We start from the raw sequence: 16,844 nt of genomic DNA on the forward strand, positions 1-16,844 counted from the left end.
GAGAGCTCCATCGGATTTAACGCGAGGGGTCGATTGTGTCCGTTATCACCCTGCAAAAAAAGCGGGCCCGGCAAGGAAATCGACGGGCCCGAGGGGAATGAAGCTTCGAGGGTTATGTGCGGCCATCCGTGGCCGCCAAGCCATGACGCTAACGCTTAGAGGTCGAAATGCACCGAAGCCATGTAGCGGCGGCCGGTGGTGTACTTCGCGACCGGCATGGAGGTGACGGTGAGGTACTGCTTGTACTTCTCGTTCGTCAGGTTCATGCCCGCGAGGGTGAACGAGACGTTCTTGTTGAGCTTCCAGCCCAGCGTGGCACCCAGGTCGCCGTAATCGGCCGTGGTGGCCGGCGGCGCGCCAGCGATGTAACCGCCAGCGAGGTACTTGCTGCGCCAGTTGTACGTGACGCGAGCGCTGAAGGGACCCATTTCGTAGTACGGGCTGACCGAGTACGAGTTCTGCGAGTTGTACGGCAGGGCGCCACCGGAATTGAGCGTGCCCTTGGCATAGGTGTAGCTCGCGGTCACGCCGGCGCCGGTATCCCAGAACGCCTGCTGGTAGCTGATGGTGCCGCCACGGACCTTGCCAGCGCCGGTGTTACGCGGACGGCTGATCGAGTATTCGCAGAAGCCATCCGGGGTGCAGAGACCCTGGGCCACCTGGCGGGCAAACGTCGTCGGGTCGTTGACCAGGCCCGAGTTGAACTGCGTTTCGTTGGCGGAATCGACGACGGTGTAGTTGTCGATCTGCTTCAGGAAGCCCGACAGCGCCAGGTACGACTGCGGCGCGAAGTACCACTCACCGGAGACCGAGTAGTTCTTCGAGCTGTAGTCCTTCAGGTTCGGGTTGCCACCAGAGCCGGTCAGCACCGAGTCGTTGAGGAACAGGTTGTTGACCTGCATGTTGTACGGCGGACGCGCGATCACCTTGGCTGCAGCAGCGCGCAGCACGATATCGTCGGTCAGGTCGTACGCCACGTTCAGGCTGGGCAGCCAGTTCTTGGTGGTGCGCGACGAGGTCTGCCACGAACCAGCCGGTGCCGGCAGCACCGGAGCGCCGCTGTAGTTGAAGCCGGTGCCGTCGGTCTTGGTATCCACGTAGCGGACGCCGAAGTTGCCGTGGAAGCCGCCGCCAGCGAAGTTCGCCTGCAGGTAAGCCGCGTTGGTCTTCTCGACCAGCTTGTACGTACCGTTGAGGTAGGTACCCGGATCTTCGTTGCCACCGTTGGTGTTACGCACCCATGCGTACTGGGCTTCCTTGTCCGGCATGACGTGGTTGGCGGAGCCATCCAGGCCATCCAGCGCACCGAGCGTATCGGTGTAACCACCGAAGCCAAGATCGGCAAGGTTGGTCGGCGCATTGCCGCCATACACGTGCGCGTTCATGCCTTCTTCGTGGCGGTTCCAGCGGTAACCCACGGCGACTTCGTTGATGAACGAATCGAAGTACTTCGAGAAGTCGAGCTGGGCGTACGTATCACGCGAGTGCGCGGAGTACGAACCGTAGTTGCCGGGCCAGCCGCCCAGGCCCGGGACGTCGCCCATGTGCCAGTTGGCCGGATCACGCGCAGCGGCCGGGCTGTCGAAGTTGAAGCCCTTGTTGATATCCCAGGTGTAACCACCGGCGTACACCGGCTCCATCACCGCCTGCGAGATATTGTCGTTGATGGCCTTGCTGTAGCCGGCGGCGCCGGCAAGCTGCCAGCCATCACCGTGGAAGGTGGACTTCAGATCGTGGGCGACCGTGCGCACCACCGACTTGCGGATGTTGCTGTCGAACGTGCCCTGCGCGATGGCCGGGCAGCCCGGATCGTCGTTGCCGCAGACATGGCCACCGGTGACCACGCCGTTCGGGCCCTGGTTGAAGCTGGTGACGTTACCCGGCGTGGCGCCGGTGAACGGGTACAGCGACTGGTTCCAGTTGTCGAAGTTCTCGCGGACGAACAGTTCGTTGATGTTGATTTCCCAGTTATCCGTCGGACGGATCTGGAAACCGAGGGTCGCGGTATCGCGCTTGCGCTTCTGCTGGAACCACGCCGAGTTCACTTCGTCGGGAACCTTGGCGTTCGGGTCGAGCGAACCGTTCGCGATGCCAGAGGCCACGGCCGGGCTCGACGCCCACTTCGAGACCGGGCTGTAGCTGAAGATTTCAAAGCCCTGGCGGTCGATCTTTTCCTCGTAATGCTGGATCGAGGCGATCATGCCGAAGGTGTTGGACTGGTTCTTCCAGCTGTACAGCGCCGAGCCGTTCGGGCGGGTGCCCGCCGTGCCCTGGTCGTTGTAGTTCAGGCCGAACGAACCACGCACGGTATTGGCCGGCAGGTCGAGCGGCTGCAGGGTGTGGAGTAGCACGGTACCGCCGAGGCTACCTTCGGTGAGGCGTGCTTCGGGCGACTTGTAGACTTCCAGGCGGCCGACGATTTCCGGGGCCAGCATGGTGAAGTCGAAGCCGCGGTTCGGCTGTGCGCCGTACTGCCACGGCGTCTGCGACACCGGCTGGCCGTTGAGGAACGTCAGGTTGAGGCTGGGGTCCGTGCCGTCGATCGACACGCGGTCACCCTGGCCGAACTGGCGATCGATGGTGACGCCCGGCACCTGGGTCATCGCTTCGGCGACGTTGGTGTTCGGGAACTTGCCGATGTCTTCGGCCGTGACGGCCTCGACGATGGCATCGGCGTTGCGCTTGGTATCGAGAGACTTCTCGAGACTGGCGCGGATGCCGGTAACGGTGATGCCCTCGAGCTGGGCTGCCTTGGCAGCATCAGCCTTTTCCTGGGCGGTTTGCGTACGCGCCGGCTGCTGGGTCGACGCGTCCTGCGCGGCAACCGTACCGGTGATACAGCAGAGTCCGGCGATAACGCTCGCCGCGAGCAGATTCCTACGATGCGACATGGTGTCCTCCCCTCAGAGGATGTAGCAACGGCGGGTTTCGCGACCGCGCCGCGCTTTCGTTGCTATCGAAGGGCCTTTCGGCCCGGTGGTTTACTGAGCCTGCGTTCCTTTCCCGCTCTTCAATGAGCAGACGAACCGTGCAGGTAGAGACCGGCGGCACCGATCACACCCAACTGTCCGTGGTCCATCAGACGTACCGGCACTTGCTGGAGAAAGGCGCGCATGACGCCCTTGTTGAAAAACCTGTCTGCGAAGCTGCTGGTGGCGAGGTATTCGCGAACCTGAGGCAGGATCCCACCGGCCAGGAACACGCCCCCGCGGGCGCCGTAAAGCATGGCGAGATCGCCCACGAAGCTGCCGAGCAGGCCGCAGAAGACATCCAGGGCCTCGACCGCGGCGGGATCAGTCCCGGCGAGGGCGGCCGTGGTGACGGCGGCGGGTTCGGCGAGCGTCGCGGGCGTGCCGCGCAGCGTCGAAATGGCTTGATAGAGGTTCACGAGCCCGGGGCCTGAAAGGGCGGTCTCGTAGGAAACGTAATCGCGGCTCTTGGCGAGCTCGGCGAGGATGGCGGCTTCGCGCGGCGTACCGGGCGCAAGCGAAATCTGGCCTGCTTCGGTCGGCAGCACGGTGGCGTGCGGCTTACCGGGCAGGAGTACCGCGGAACCCAGGCCCGTACCGGGACCCATCACCAGGATGGGGCCGGCGGCGGGGGCCGCGGCGGTCTCGATGATGGCGGTGGTCTCGTGGTCGCGTAGGAACTGGCACGCGTAGGCCACGGCTTCGAAATCGTTGACGACGCTAAGGCCCGCGAGGTGCAGGGTTTCGCGGATATCCACGATCGAGACCGGCCAGGGCAGGTTCTCGTTGACGATGGCATCGCCCAGCACGTATCCGGCGCTGGCTACCGCGCAATGCTGCACGGCGAACTGCCCCTCGAGGTGGCCGACGAAGTCCTTAAGGACGGCGGTAAGGCTCGGCCAGTCGGCGCAGGCATAACGTTCGTAACGCAGCACTTCGAAGGTGCCACCGGCGAGTTCCGGACGGACCAGGCCAATACGGGCATGCGTGCCGCCCACGTCGGCGGCGATGAACGCCTCCGCCCGCGCCGTACGCACAGCTTCCCGCTTGTTCGCCTGCTCGCCCACGCTTCGCCCCTTGTGTCCTTGCGATGCCGTCACATTAAGTTTCCGTGACGCCCCTAGTTCCAGCGCAGTCTGTGAGCCGTATGACAACGTTGTCAACAGGACAAATGGCTAGGACATCGCCTTACCCATCGTGCGTCGCAACAGGAAACGTTTACGAACCCGGGTGCATTTTCCGCAGACCTTGCGCCGCAGGGGCTTGCGAAGCCCTTAGCGCCGTGCGATCAGGTGCTTGCGGCAGCGCGACATCGAAAGTCAGGAATTTTCTGAGCCGGCCGCAAGCCGCGTGGCCGCTGATTGACAACGTTACGCGTACGAGTCAATAAAGGGACAAATACCCAAGGGGAACACCCATGTCGTCCACTACGGCCGCCGTCGGCGAGACACGCCATTCGAGCGTCGGGCCGATGATCATCATCGGCATCCTGTTTTTCATTTTCGGCTTCGTCACCTGGCTCAACGGCCCGCTGATTACCTTCGTGAAGCTGGCCTTCAACCTGGATGACGTGGGCGCCTTCCTCGTTCCGAGCGCGTTCTACCTGTCGTACTTCTTCCTGGCGCTACCGGCCTCCCTGATCCTTAAGAAGACGGGCATGAAGAAGGGCATGGGCCTCGGCCTGTTCGTGATGGCGATCGGCGCGGCCACCTTCGGCCAGTTCGTCACCATGCGCGTGTACCCGGGTGCACTGACCGGCCTGTTCATCATCGGCGCCGGCCTTTCCCTGCTGCAGACGGCTTCGAACCCGTACATCTCGGTGCTCGGCCCGATCGATAGCGCCGCGCAGCGCATCGCCTTCATGGGTATCTGCAACAAGATCGCCGGCGCGCTCGCCCCGTTCGTGTTCGGCTGGGTGGTTATGAGCAACATCGGCGGCTTCGACAAGCAGATCGCCGCGGCGGCTTCGACGGACGAGAAGGAAGCCCTGCTCAACGCGTTTGCGGCGAAGGTGCACATGCCTTACATGGCCATGGCCGTGCTGCTGGTGGTGCTGGCGATCTGGGTGGTGCGCTCCTCGCTGCCGGAGATCCGCGCGTCCACCGATAACTCCGAACGCGCCATCGGCCACGCCAAGGGCAGCATCTTCAGCTTCCCGCACCTGTGGCTCGGCGTGCTCTGCCTGTTTGTGTACGTGGGCGTGGAAGTCATGGCGGGCGATGCCATCGGCACCTACGGCCAGGGCTTCGGCATGACCCCCGAAGACACCAAGCATTTCACCTCGTACACCTTGTTTGCCATGCTGGTGGGCTATGTCGCCGGCCTGGTGCTGATCCCCAAGGTGGTGTCGCAGCACAAGTACCTGGCGATCTCGGCCATTCTGGGCGTGCTCTTCTCGATCGGCACGTACGCCACCACGGGGTACACCTCGGTAGCCTTCGTCGCGGCCCTGGGTTTTGCCAATGCCATGATGTGGCCGGCCATCTTCCCGCTCGCGATCAAGGGCCTGGGTTCGCTGACCGAAACCGGCTCGGCGCTGATGATCATGGGTATCGCCGGCGGCGCGATCATGCCGCAGCTGTTTGCCCACCTGAAGCAGGGCCACGACTTCCAGCTGGTGTTCCTCTGCATCATGGTGCCTTGCTACCTGTATATCCTGTACTACGGCGCGGCAGGCCATAAGGTCGGCCAGCATACGAAGGGCTGATAACCCATCTTCGCTCGGTGACGGCCATCCGCTAGGATGGCCGTCTTGCTATCGAGGGTCGTGAATTGCGTAGCCCCACCATCAAGGACGTGGCCGAGCGCGCGGGCGTCTCGCTGAAGACCGTTTCCCGCGTCATCAACCACGAACCCTCCGTGCACGCCCGCACCCGCGAGAAGGTGCAGCGCGCTATCGACGCGCTCGATTACCAGCCCGACCAGGCCGCCCGCAGCCTGCGCAGCTCGCGCACCTATGCGCTGGGCCTGGTGTACGACAACCCCAACGCCCACTACGTGATCGCCATGCAGAACGGCGTGCTCTCGGTGTGCCGCGAGCGTGGGTTCGGCCTGCAGATCCACCCCTGTGATTCCTCCGCGCCACGGCTGGCCGAGCAACTGGGTGACCTGGTCCGGCGCAACCGCCTGGCCGGCCTCGTGCTCTGCCCGCCCATGTCAGAGCAGCCCGCGCTGCTGGCGCTGCTCACCGAGCAGAACGTGCCCTTCGTGCGGATCATCTCGGCACGGCAGGATCCGAAAGACGGCTGGCCGTGCGTCTTCGTGGATGACCGCGATGCCGCCTATGCGATCACCGAACACCTGATCCAGCTCGGCCACCAGCGCATTGGTTTCCTCTGGGGTGGCAAGGAACACCGCTCCAGCCCCGAGCGTTACCAGGGTTATGAGGATGCGTTGCGCGAGTACGGGATCGAAGTCGATACCGCGCTGGTCGTGGAAGGCGATTACTCCTTCGATGATGGCTTCCGTGGTGCCCGCAAGTTGCTCGCGCTGCGCAACCCGCCGACGGCCATCTTCGGCTCGAACGATGAGATCGCGGCGGGCGTGCTCGCCGCAGCGCGTTCGGGTGGCGTCGACGTGCCGTGGGAGCTTTCCATCGCCGGCTTCGAAGACAGCCCGTTCTCCAAGCAATCGTGGCCTGCGTTGACCACGGCCCGCCAGAACACCGGCGATATCGGCCGCCACGCGGCACAGCGCCTCATCGCCGAAATCGAACGCGACGGTGGTGCACCCGCCATCGACAACGAAGGCTTCAGCCCGGATCTGGTGGTGCGCGGCTCCACCGCCCCCCGCCGCCTCTGATTCCAGGCCTACCGCCTCTGATTCCGCCCGCGCCGCCTCTGATTCCACCCGTGGCGCCTCTGATTCCACCCGTGGCGCCTCTGATTCCACCCGTGCCGCCTCTGATTCCACCCGTGCCGCCTCTGATTCCACCCGTGCCGTAGGAGCCCACCCTGTGGGCGACATCTTTCGCGATAACGCCACAGGCCCTGTGGCTCTTCCGCGAACGGCGTCGCCCACAGGGTGGGCTCCTACGCGATGAGGGACGTGGTTGAGGGCCATCGCGCGCATGCGCGGTCCTACCGTGCCTGATTTCTGCCCGGGCACATTGTCTTAACGTGGCATTTGTTAAGCTTTTCGGGATATCCACTGCGCGCGCCGCTTGCGTGTGCCTTTGAGGTGGATATCCCGCGTGTCCCCCATGGAGCGGACCGCGCCGAGCGCCGCGTTCCGCGTTGCGCATCCCTTATCCCCAGGACGGTTGGCCCCGGCCACGCCTTTGCGTGCCTGCACGTCCGCGAGAAACAGGAGCAAGCACGATGCAGGAAACTGCCGGGCACGACGCCCACTTCGGATGGTTCACCCGCCGCCGTAAACATCTCAAGCCCGACGACCTGACCATCGTCGACGAATCCATGCTCAAGCGCGCCGTCGGTGCGGCTGCGCTGGGTAACGCGATGGAATGGTTCGACTTCGGTGTCTACGGCTACCTCGCCGTCACGCTGGGCCATGTGTTCTTCCCGGGCAGCAGCCCGACCGCGCAGGTGATCGCCACGTTCGCGACGTTCACCGTCGCCTTCCTGGTCCGCCCCATCGGCGGCATCGTGTTCGGCCCGCTGGGCGATCGCTTCGGCCGCCAGCGTGTGCTGGCCGCTACGATGATCATGATGGCGATGGGTACGTTCGCGATCGGGTTGATTCCAAGCTACGAACGCATCGGTTTGTGGGCGCCTGCCCTGCTGTTGCTCGCACGCCTGCTCCAGGGCTTCTCCACCGGTGGCGAATACGGTGGCGCGGCCACGTTCATCGCGGAGTATTCCACCGACGCACGGCGTGGCCAGATGGGTAGCTGGCTCGAGTTCGGCACGCTCGGCGGATACATCGCAGGCGCTGGCCTTGTCACCGCGCTAAGCATGCTGCTCGGTGCGGATGCGATGCTCTCGTGGGGCTGGCGCGTACCGTTCCTGATCGCCGGGCCGCTTGGCCTGCTTGGTCTCTATATGCGCATGAAGCTGGAAGAAACCCCGGCATTCAAAGCGCACGCGGAAGCGATGGAAGCCGCCGGCGAAGCACCGCGTATCGGCTTGCTTGAACTGGTCTCCGTCCATGGATCGCAGTTGCTGAAGTGCATTGGTCTCGTGCTGGTGTTCAACGTGACCGATTACATGCTGCTCACCTACATGCCGAGCTACCTCACGGTGACACTCGGTTACAGCGAGGCGAAGGGTCTTCTTCTGATCCTGATCGTGATGCTGGTGATGATGCCGCTGAACGTCGTCGGTGGTCGCTTCAGCGATCGCTTCGGCCGCCGCCCCATGATTATCGGTGCGTGCGCTGCGATGTTCCTGCTGGCCATTCCCTGCATGTTGCTTGTCGGCACGGGCAACGATGTGTGGATCTTCACGGGTCTGATGTTGCTTGGCGTGGCGTTGGTGTGCTTCACCAGCACGATGCCGGCAACGTTGCCCGCGTTGTTCTACACACCGGTGCGGTACAGCGCCTTGTCGATTGCGTTCAACGTTTCCGTTTCGCTGTTCGGTGGCACCACGCCGCTGGTGACAGCATGGCTCGTCGAGCGCACGGGCGACCCGATGGTGCCCGCGTACTACCTGATGGGCGCGGCCGTCATCGGCGTGATTACCATGTTGTTCGTCACCGAAACCGCCGGCCTGCCGCTGCGCGGCTCACCGCCCGCCGTGGCTGACCATGCCGAAGCGAAAGAGCTCCTCGCGAGCGACGCACCGTTGACGGTAGACGAAACGCTGCCGCCGCTACCCGAAGACACCGCGAACAACCCCACGCCCGCCTGACCCAACGCACCCGGCGGCGCATCCCCCGTAGGAGCCCACCCTGTGGGCGACGCCGTTCGCGAAAGAGCCACAGGGCCTGTGGCGGTGTCGCGAAAGATGTCGCCCACAGGGTGGGCTCCTACCGTTGGGCGCGATGTTTTTTCGCGAGGGGGCAGGTCAGGCGGCGGTCATGACGCCGATCGCGGCGATCGCCAGCGCGATGCCCGCCCAGTTCACCACGCTGAGCTTCTCGCGGAAGCCGATGGCTCCGGCGAGGGTACCGAGCACAACGACGCCCACGTTCATCGATGCAAAGACCAGCGACGGGCTCGTCGGAAGCGTCTGGTGGCCTTTCACGTAGAAGTAGATGTTGGCGAAGTTGAACGCGCCAAGAACCAGGCCGAAGCCGAGGTTGCGCGCGTTGATCGCTGCCTTGCCCATCGCCGCGCGCACGATGACGACGATCCAGCACAGTACCAGCGCTATGAGGAAGGCACCGAGCAGGCCAGCGGATGACGACGCACCCGCTTTCGCGACGAATTTGAAGCTGATATCGATCGCACCGAATCCGAAGAACACGAGCAGCGGTGCCCACCATGCGGCAGCGTCCCCGTCGATCGTCGCGGCGCTCGTCCCTGCGCGCTTCCGCCACAGTACGCACAGCACGGCGACGAGCGCGATGCCGATACCGAGGGCCTTGGGGCCGGTGAGCACATCGCCCAGGAACACGAACGCGGCGAACAGGCCAACGAACAACGACAAGCGCTGCGCGACATCCGTGCGCACGATGCCCGCTGTCCGCACGGAGTGCGCGAGCACCACGAAGATCGCGGGGAGCAGGATGCCAAGGGCAATCAGCGGTGGCCAGGTGGCCTTCGCTTCGAGCACACCCTGCGGCGTGGCGCCGAGCAGCCACCAGGCGAACAGTGAGGCAACCACGTAGTTCGTGGCCACGGCCTGGATGATGTCGATGCCCGCGCGGCGGGCGAGCTTCAGCAGGACGGAAACCGAGACGCTGAAGAGAACGGCAAGAAGGATGTAAACCATGGGGCCGGATTAGCGGTATACGAGGCTGCGAAGCATCGCACGAACCAGCCAGAAGGGCCTGCCTTTTCTTGTCGCACCGCGTAGGAGCCCACCCTGTGGGCGACATCTTTCGCGAAAGAGCCACAGGGCCTGTGGCGTCGGTACGAACGGCGTCGCCCACAGGGTGGGCTCCTACAACGGCAGTGCGAACGGCGTCGCCCACAGGGTGGGCTCCTACAACGGCAGCGCGAACGGCGTAGCCCACAGGGTGGGGTCCTACAGCGGGGTGCGCCCGCCGGGGATCGCGGCTTAGCGGCGCTTGAGCTGCGCGGCTTCGCGGGCCAGGGCTTCGATGGCGGCGTAGTCGCCAGCGGCGAGCTTGTCGGCCGGGGTGAGCCACGAGCCGCCGACGCAGGCCACGTTGGGCAGGGCGAGGAAGTCCGGGGCGTTGGCGAGGCTGATACCACCCGTCGGGCAGAAGGTGATCTGCGGCAGCGGGGAAGCCCACGCACCGATCAGCTTGGCGCCGCCGGCCGGCACGGCCGGGAAGAACTTCTGGAAGCGGTAACCACGCTCGAGCAGTTCCATGGCCTCGCTCGACGTCGCGGCACCCGGCAGCAGCGGAAGTTCGTGGTCGTCAGCGGCATCGAGCAGGCGCGGGCTGCTGCCCGGCGACACGGCGAACTTCGCGCCAGCCTTGAAGGCGGCTTCGAGATCCTTGGCGGCGAGCACGGTACCCACGCCCACGAAGGCGCCTTCGACTTCCGCGGCAATCGCGCGCACGGCTTCCAGCGCGGCCGGGGTGCGCAGCGTCACTTCGATCGCAGGAATGCCGCCGGCCACCAGCGCGCGCGCCATGCCTACGGCCTTCGAGGCGTCCTCGATGATGACGACGGGGACCACCGGGGCGAGTGCCAGCGTGGATTCAACCTTGGCCTGCTTTGCTTCGTTGCTCATCGTTACTCCGTTGATCAGAACACGCCCGCACCAAGATCGGCCGCAACGGCCGACTGGCGGAACATGGCGAAAAGTTCGCGGCCCATGCCGCTGTGGTGCACGCCCAGGTCCACGTTATCCGGGACACGGCTATTCCATTCGTCGGCATCGACCAAGGCTTCGACGGTACCGGCGACCGCGTCGACCCGAACGAGATCACCCGTGCGGATACGCGCGATGGGACCACCCGCTTCCGCTTCCGGCGTGACGTGGATGGCGGCAGGCACGCGGCCCGAGGCGCCCGACATGCGGCCGTCGGTGACCAGCGCCACGCGATAGCCGCGATCCTGCAGCAGGCTGAGCGTGGGCGTGAGCTTGTGCAGCTCAGGCATGCCGCGCGCACGAGGGCCCTGGAAGCGCACGACCGCGATGAAATCCCGGTTCAGCTCGCCACGGTCGAAGGCGACCTTCACGTCATCCTGTTCGTCGAACACGATGGCCGGTGCCTCGACGATCATGCGGTCTTCCGGCACGGACGAGATCTTGATCACGCCGCGGCCGAGGTTGCCCTTGAGCATGCGCAGGCCACCGTCGGCACGGAACGGTTCGCTGATCGCACGCAGCACGCCGCGGTTACCGCTTTCCTGCGAGACCGGTACCCAGGTGAGCTTGCCATCCTCGAGCACGGGCTTCTTGCGGTAGGCCGCGAGGCCGTGGCCCATGATCGTGTTCACGTCGTTGTGCAGCAGGCCGGCGCTAAGCAGCTGGTCCATGAGGAAACCCATGCCGCCCGCATCGTGGAAGTGATTCACGTCGGCATAGCCGTTCGGGTACACGCGAGCCAGCAACGGCACCACCGACGACAACGCGTCGAAATCATCCCAGCGCAGTTCGATGCCGGCAGCGCGCGCGATAGCGACGAGATGCAGCAGGTGGTTCGTGGAACCGCCCGTGGCGTGCAGGCCGACGACGCCGTTGACGATGGCGCGCTCGTCGATGATGTGGCCGATGGGCATGTAGTGCTCGCCCATGCAGTCACTGGCGAGCACACGCTCCACGGTGGCTTCGGTCAGCGCGTGGCGCAGCGGCGTATCCGGCAGCTCGAAGCTCGAACCCGGCAGGTGCACGCCCATGATCTCCATGAGCATCTGGTTCGAGTTGGCCGTGCCGTAGAACGTGCAGGTGCCCGCGCCGTGGTACGAACGCGCCTCGGCTTCAAGCAGCTCCGCGCGCGTGGCCTTGCCGGCGGCGAACGCCTGACGCACCTTCGACTTCTCTTCATTCGGGATGCCCGACGGCATCGGGCCCGAGGGCACGAACGCGCTGGCCAGGTGGCCGAAGGAGAGGGCGCCGATCAGCATGCCCGGGACGATCTTGTCGCAGATGCCGAGGTAGAGCGCGCCTTCGTACATATCGTGCGAGAGCGAGACCGCGGTGGCCATGGCGATGAGATCGCGCGAGAACAGCGACAGCTCCATGCCCGGGCGGCCCTGGGTCACGCCATCGCACATCGCGGGTACGCCACCAGCCACCTGGGCGGTGGCGCCGTAACGGCGGGCGATGGCGCGGATGCGCTCCGGGTAACCCTCGTACGGCTGGTGCGCCGAGAGCATGTCGTTGTACGCGGTGACGATCGCGATGTTCGCGGCGTGGCCGTTGCGCAGCGCATCCTTATCCGGCTCGCACGAAGCGGCGAAGCCGTGGGCAAGGTTGCCGCAAGACAAGTGGTGGCGCTTCGCGCCGTGGCCGCGCGCGGGATTGATCTTGGCCAGGTAAGCGGCGCGCGTCGCGTGGCTGCGCTCGGCGATACGCTGGGTCACCTCGGCGAGGACGGGGTGCAGGGTCATGGCGTGTGTTCTCGGGCTTTGACCGGTGGAAACGGGCGCGTGTTACGGCGCCCAGAAGACGTGGATCGGCACGCGATCCTGAGTGAGCACGGCACGGATCGGCACGTCCTCGCCAGCTTCCGCTTTCGCGAGCAGTTCCTTCTTCTCGTTGCCTTCGATGTGCAGGTAGAGCGTGCCGGCATCGAGCACGCGCGGCAGGGTGAGCGTGATGCGCGGCTCACCGGCGCCGCCGGCGCGCATCGAGATCACGGCCTTCTTGCCGTTCGGGTCGAGGGCTTCTTCCAGGTTATCGCCACCGGGGAAGAACGACGCGGTGTGGCCGTCCGGGCCCATGCCCAGGATGACGACATCGAGCGGCTGGCCCAGCGCATCGATGCGCTTGCCGACATCGGCGAGCGCCGCGTCCACATCATCCTTGTGCGCCTTGTCGAACAGCGGCAGGAAGGTGGCGGTATGCGCTTCGTGGTGCAGCAGGTGGTCGGCGACGAGCTTGGCGTTGCTGCGATCGCTATCGGTATCCACCCAGCGCTCGTCGACGAGCGTGATGGTCACCTTCGACCAGTCGATTTCCTGTTCGCACAGCACGGCGAACATCTGCTTCGGCGTACCGCCGCCGGAGACCGCGAGCGTGGCCTTGCCGCGCGCCTTGATGGCGGCGTCCAGCTTCGCGGCGATATCGCGGGCCAGCTTGTCGGCGAGCGTGAGCTTGTCGGCGTATTCGTTGCGGATGATCTTGGCGTTCATGCGGCGTCCTCGGCCCAGGTGCGGCCATCACGTTCGATAAGCGCCACGGCGGCGCTGGGACCCCAGGTACCTGCGGTGTACGGCTTCGGCGTATCGCCGCTTGCCTCCCACGCGTCGAGGATGGGACCGGCCCAGTTCCATGCGGCTTCGACTTCGTCGCGGCGCATGAACAGGGTCGGGTTGCCACGCACGACATCGAGGATGAGCCGCTCGTAGGCATCGGGCTGTTCCACGCCGAACGCCGCCGCGAAGCTCATATCGAGCGGCACGTGGCGCAGGCGCAGGCCGCCCGGACCCGGATGCTTGATCGTCAGCCACAGCTTCACGCCCTCGTCCGGCTGCAGGCGCAGCGTGAGGCGATTGGGCATGAGCGCGCCGCTGGCGGGGTCGAAGATGGAATGCGGCAACGCACGGAACGTCACCACGATCTCCGACACCCGGTTGGGGAGGCGCTTGCCGGTGCGCAGGTAGAACGGGACACCGGCCCAGCGCCAGTTACCGATCTCCGCCTTGAGGGCGACGAAGGTTTCGGTCTTGGACTGGTCGCTGCCGAGTTCATCGCTGTAACCCGGGACGCCCTGGCCTTCGGCTGCACCGGCGCGGTACTGGCCGCGCACGGTGAGCTGGGCCGCGTTGCTGGCATTGATGGGGCGCAGCGAACGCAGCACTTTGAGTTTTTCATCGCGAACCGCATCGGGCGACAGCGACGACGGCGGCTCCATGGCGAGCATGCACAGGAGCTGCAGGATGTGGTTCTGGACCATGTCGCGCAGCGCGCCAGCACGGTCGTAGTAACCCGCACGGTGGCCGACGCCGACGGTTTCGGCCACGGTGATCTGCACGTGGTCGATGTGCTGGGCATTCCACAGCGGCTCGAACAGCGCATTGCCGAAGCGCAGCGCCAGCAGGTTCTGCACCGTCTCCTTACCGAGGTAGTGGTCGATACGGTAGGTCTGGGCTTCGGTGAACACCTGGGCCACGGCATCGTTGATGGCGTTGGCACTCTGCAGGTCGCGGCCGATCGGCTTCTCGAGCACGACGCGCGCGCCCTCGCCATTGAGGCCCAGCGAAGCGAGGCGCTGGCAGATGTCGGTGAAGATATCCGGCGAGGTCGAGAGGTAGAACACGCGGATGTGGTCCGGGCGCTCACCCATCAGGGTGGCGAACTCTTCCCATCCATCGGCCTTGCGGGCATCGAGCGAGCGGTAGCCGATCATCTGGATGAAGGCATCCAGCTGGGCCTCCGCGACATGTGATACGCCCTTCTTCACCGCCTCGCGCACCTGCTCGCGGTAGGCCGCATCGTCGAGGCCTTCGCGCGCCACGCCGATGATCCGGCTCTTGGGCAGGATCTGGCCATCGATGAACCGGTGGTACATCGCGGGGAGGAGTTTGCGCACGGCGAGGTCGCCGGTGCCGCCGAAGATGACCAGGTCGAACGGTTCGACCGGCAGGGAAGGAGCGCTCACGACAGTGCCTCTTGAGGGGTTTGCGGAGGGGTTCCGCTCGATCGTACCAGTGTCATACCACGGCGTACCAGCCCCGTACCACTCGCGCCATGCTTCGTGCCCACGTAACTTCGTGATCACACAACGGAAACGTTTTCGCGCTGATTTAGATCGTGCAAACAACCGTTCGGTCAAACCGGGGGCCAACCGCCGGTAAGACCGCCTTGCCCCAGTGGTCAGCTATTGGTATCTTCGCCTGATGGAAACCGCCCTCGTCACCGAGTACCAGCGCCTGCAGCACGACCCGGCAGCCCGCCTGCCGTTGGCGTACATGCGCCTGCGCCGGGCCATCCGGAACGTGATCGAGAACGGCGAGGTCCAGGTGGGCCATGCGCTACCGAGCGAACGTGACCTGGCCAGGGCCCTCACCCTGTCCCGGGTCACGGTCCGCAAGGCCATCGGTGGGCTGGTCGAGGACGGCCTGCTCACCCAGCGGCATGGCGCCGGCACCTTCGTGTCCGAGCGCATCGTGAAGCCGCTCTCGCGCATGACCAGCTTCACCGAGGATCTGCGCGCTCGCGGCCTCAACCCGCGCTCGGAGTTCTTCGAGAAGGCCATCGGCGAGGTGAACCCCGAGGAGGCCATGGCGATGAACCTGTCGCCGGGCACCCAGGTGGTCCGCCTGCACCGCCTGCGCTATGCGGGTGACGAGCCGCTGGCGATCGAACGCAGCGCGGTGCCGCTGGCCCTGCTGCCCGATCCCGACCTGGTCGAGGATTCCCTGTACGAAGCGCTCGACCAGCTGGGCAACCGGCCGACGCGCGCGCTGCAACGCCTGCGTGCCGTCGTACTGGGCCCCGCCCAGCTGCGCCTGCTCCGCCTGCCCGTGGGCAGCGCCGGCCTGAATATCGAACGGCGCAGCTTCCTCGACGACGGACGCATCGTCGAATTCACCAACTCCTGGTACCGCGGCGATATCTACGATTTCGTGGCGGAACTCCAAAGCGACTGACCAAGCCGACCGCCACTATGACTATCCAGCCGCAAGACACCCTGATGTTCCGCGAAGCGCACGAGACCGCCGAGGTCGTCGAGCGGCAACTGGCCCAGAACGAAGCCGTAGTCACGGCGCTGGCGGAGCGCCTGCGCGCCCACCCGCCGCGCATGGTCATCACCTGCGCCCGCGGCAGCTCCGACCACGCCGCCATGTACGCCAAGTACGTGTTCGAAACCCAGCTGGGCGTGGTCACCGCGTCCGCTTCGCCGTCGGTCACCTCGATTTACCACGCGTCCCAGCACCTCGATGGCGCGCTGTACGTCGCCGTCTCGCAGTCGGGCAAGAGCCCCGACCTGGTCCGTAACGCTGAGGCCGCCAAGCGCGCCGGTGCTTACGTCGTGGCCCTGGTCAACGTGGTGGATTCGCCGCTGGCGGCCATCGCCGATGTCGTCGTACCGCTGCACGCCGGCCCGGAAAAGAGCGTGGCCGCGACCAAGAGCTACCTCGGTGCGCTGTTCGCGATCCTGCATATCGCCGCCCGCTGGAGCGGCAAGGCCGAGATCGCCGACGCGCTCACCGCGCTGCCCGCGCAGCTGCGCCAGGGCTGGGATGCAGACTGGTCCTCGCTCACCGAAGGCCTGGTCGATGCGCACAATCTTTTCGTCGTCGGCCGTGGCTTCGGATTCGCTGGCGCGCTGGAAGCTGCGCTCAAGTTCAAGGAAACCTGTGGCCTGCACGCCGAGGCGTTCAGCGCGGCGGAAGTGAAGCACGGCCCGATGGCCCTCGTGGGCCCGGATTTCCCGGTGCTGTTCTTCGCCCAGAACGACGACACCTTGCCGGGTGTGCTGGAAGTCGCCGCCGAGTTCCGCAAGCGCGGCGCCGCCGTATGGGTGGCCGCGCCGGGTGCCGAAGGCGACGGCTTGCTGCCGCTCGTCACGACCGCGCCGATCTCGGCGCCGCTCGTCACCGTGCAGAGTTTTTACCGTGCGACCGCGGCACTCGCGATCAAGCGCGGCTTTAACCCGGATGTCCCACCGCACCTCAACAAGGTGACGGAAACCGTCTGATCCCTGGTGTAAACCGAAGGA

The 16,844-nt window shown here is 65.5% G+C and carries 12 protein-coding genes; 5 read left to right on the forward strand and 7 right to left on the reverse strand.

What is annotated here, in order from left to right; all coding sequences use genetic code 11:
• Positions 1-155: 155 nt before the first annotated feature.
• Together L2Y96_RS22265 and glk are read right to left on the reverse strand one after the other, a co-directional pair.
• Positions 156-2,891, reverse strand: coding sequence for a TonB-dependent receptor (locus L2Y96_RS22265; RefSeq protein WP_247330632.1), 2,736 nt, complete (start codon positions 2,889-2,891; stop codon positions 156-158).
• A gap of 119 nt (positions 2,892-3,010) precedes the next feature.
• A complete protein-coding gene (gene glk / locus L2Y96_RS22270; RefSeq protein ID WP_247337203.1) occupies positions 3,011-4,036 on the reverse strand; it encodes a glucokinase in 1,026 nt (341 codons plus the stop codon).
• Positions 4,037-4,386: 350 nt separating this feature from the next.
• Between glk and L2Y96_RS22275 the strand changes: the two genes are divergently transcribed.
• From L2Y96_RS22275 to proP, 3 genes are all read left to right on the forward strand, one after another.
• A complete protein-coding gene (locus L2Y96_RS22275; RefSeq protein ID WP_247330634.1) occupies positions 4,387-5,676 on the forward strand; it encodes a sugar MFS transporter in 1,290 nt (429 codons plus the stop codon).
• A gap of 65 nt (positions 5,677-5,741) precedes the next feature.
• Positions 5,742-6,770, forward strand: coding sequence for a LacI family DNA-binding transcriptional regulator (locus L2Y96_RS22280; protein WP_247330636.1), 1,029 nt, complete (start codon positions 5,742-5,744; stop codon positions 6,768-6,770).
• Between the two features lie 518 nt (positions 6,771-7,288).
• Positions 7,289-8,779: a glycine betaine/L-proline transporter ProP gene (proP, locus tag L2Y96_RS22285; RefSeq protein ID WP_247330638.1), complete on the forward strand. Its 1,491-nt coding sequence runs from the start codon at positions 7,289-7,291 to the stop codon at positions 8,777-8,779.
• A gap of 156 nt (positions 8,780-8,935) precedes the next feature.
• Here the strand turns inward: proP and L2Y96_RS22290 are convergent, their stop codons facing one another.
• The 5 genes from L2Y96_RS22290 to zwf all read right to left on the reverse strand — a co-directional run bounded on the left by L2Y96_RS22290 (position 8,936) and on the right by zwf (position 14,780).
• Positions 8,936-9,805, reverse strand: a complete 870-nt coding sequence (locus tag L2Y96_RS22290; protein WP_247330639.1) for a DMT family transporter — start codon at positions 9,803-9,805, stop codon at positions 8,936-8,938.
• A gap of 288 nt (positions 9,806-10,093) precedes the next feature.
• Positions 10,094-10,741 carry a bifunctional 4-hydroxy-2-oxoglutarate aldolase/2-dehydro-3-deoxy-phosphogluconate aldolase gene (eda, locus tag L2Y96_RS22295; protein WP_247330641.1) on the reverse strand — a complete coding sequence of 216 codons (648 nt, stop codon included), beginning with the start codon at positions 10,739-10,741 and terminating at the stop codon, positions 10,094-10,096.
• A gap of 14 nt (positions 10,742-10,755) precedes the next feature.
• Positions 10,756-12,567: a phosphogluconate dehydratase gene (edd, locus tag L2Y96_RS22300; RefSeq protein ID WP_247330643.1), complete on the reverse strand. Its 1,812-nt coding sequence runs from the start codon at positions 12,565-12,567 to the stop codon at positions 10,756-10,758.
• A gap of 42 nt (positions 12,568-12,609) precedes the next feature.
• Complete coding sequence (gene pgl, locus L2Y96_RS22305) at positions 12,610-13,311, reverse strand: 6-phosphogluconolactonase (protein WP_247330645.1); 702 nt, start codon at positions 13,309-13,311, stop codon at positions 12,610-12,612.
• The gene (gene zwf, locus L2Y96_RS22310) at positions 13,308-14,780 is read right to left on the reverse strand and encodes a glucose-6-phosphate dehydrogenase (RefSeq protein WP_247330647.1); all 1,473 of its coding nucleotides are present in this window, start codon (positions 14,778-14,780) and stop codon (positions 13,308-13,310) included. Before zwf ends, pgl begins: the two co-directional genes overlap by 4 nt.
• Positions 14,781-15,018: 238 nt before the next feature.
• On the opposite strand from zwf, the gene L2Y96_RS22315 reads away from it, so the two are divergent.
• Entirely contained in the window at positions 15,019-15,771 is a 753-nt protein-coding gene (locus L2Y96_RS22315; RefSeq protein ID WP_247330649.1) for a GntR family transcriptional regulator, read from the forward strand.
• Complete coding sequence (locus L2Y96_RS22320; protein ID WP_425492636.1) at positions 15,768-16,823, forward strand: SIS domain-containing protein; 1,056 nt, start codon at positions 15,768-15,770, stop codon at positions 16,821-16,823. Before L2Y96_RS22315 ends, L2Y96_RS22320 begins: the two co-directional genes overlap by 4 nt.
• Positions 16,824-16,844: the final 21 nt, after the last annotated feature.

It is taken from the genome of Luteibacter aegosomaticola (assembly GCF_023078475.1).
Classification (GTDB): domain Bacteria; phylum Pseudomonadota; class Gammaproteobacteria; order Xanthomonadales; family Rhodanobacteraceae; genus Luteibacter; species Luteibacter aegosomaticola.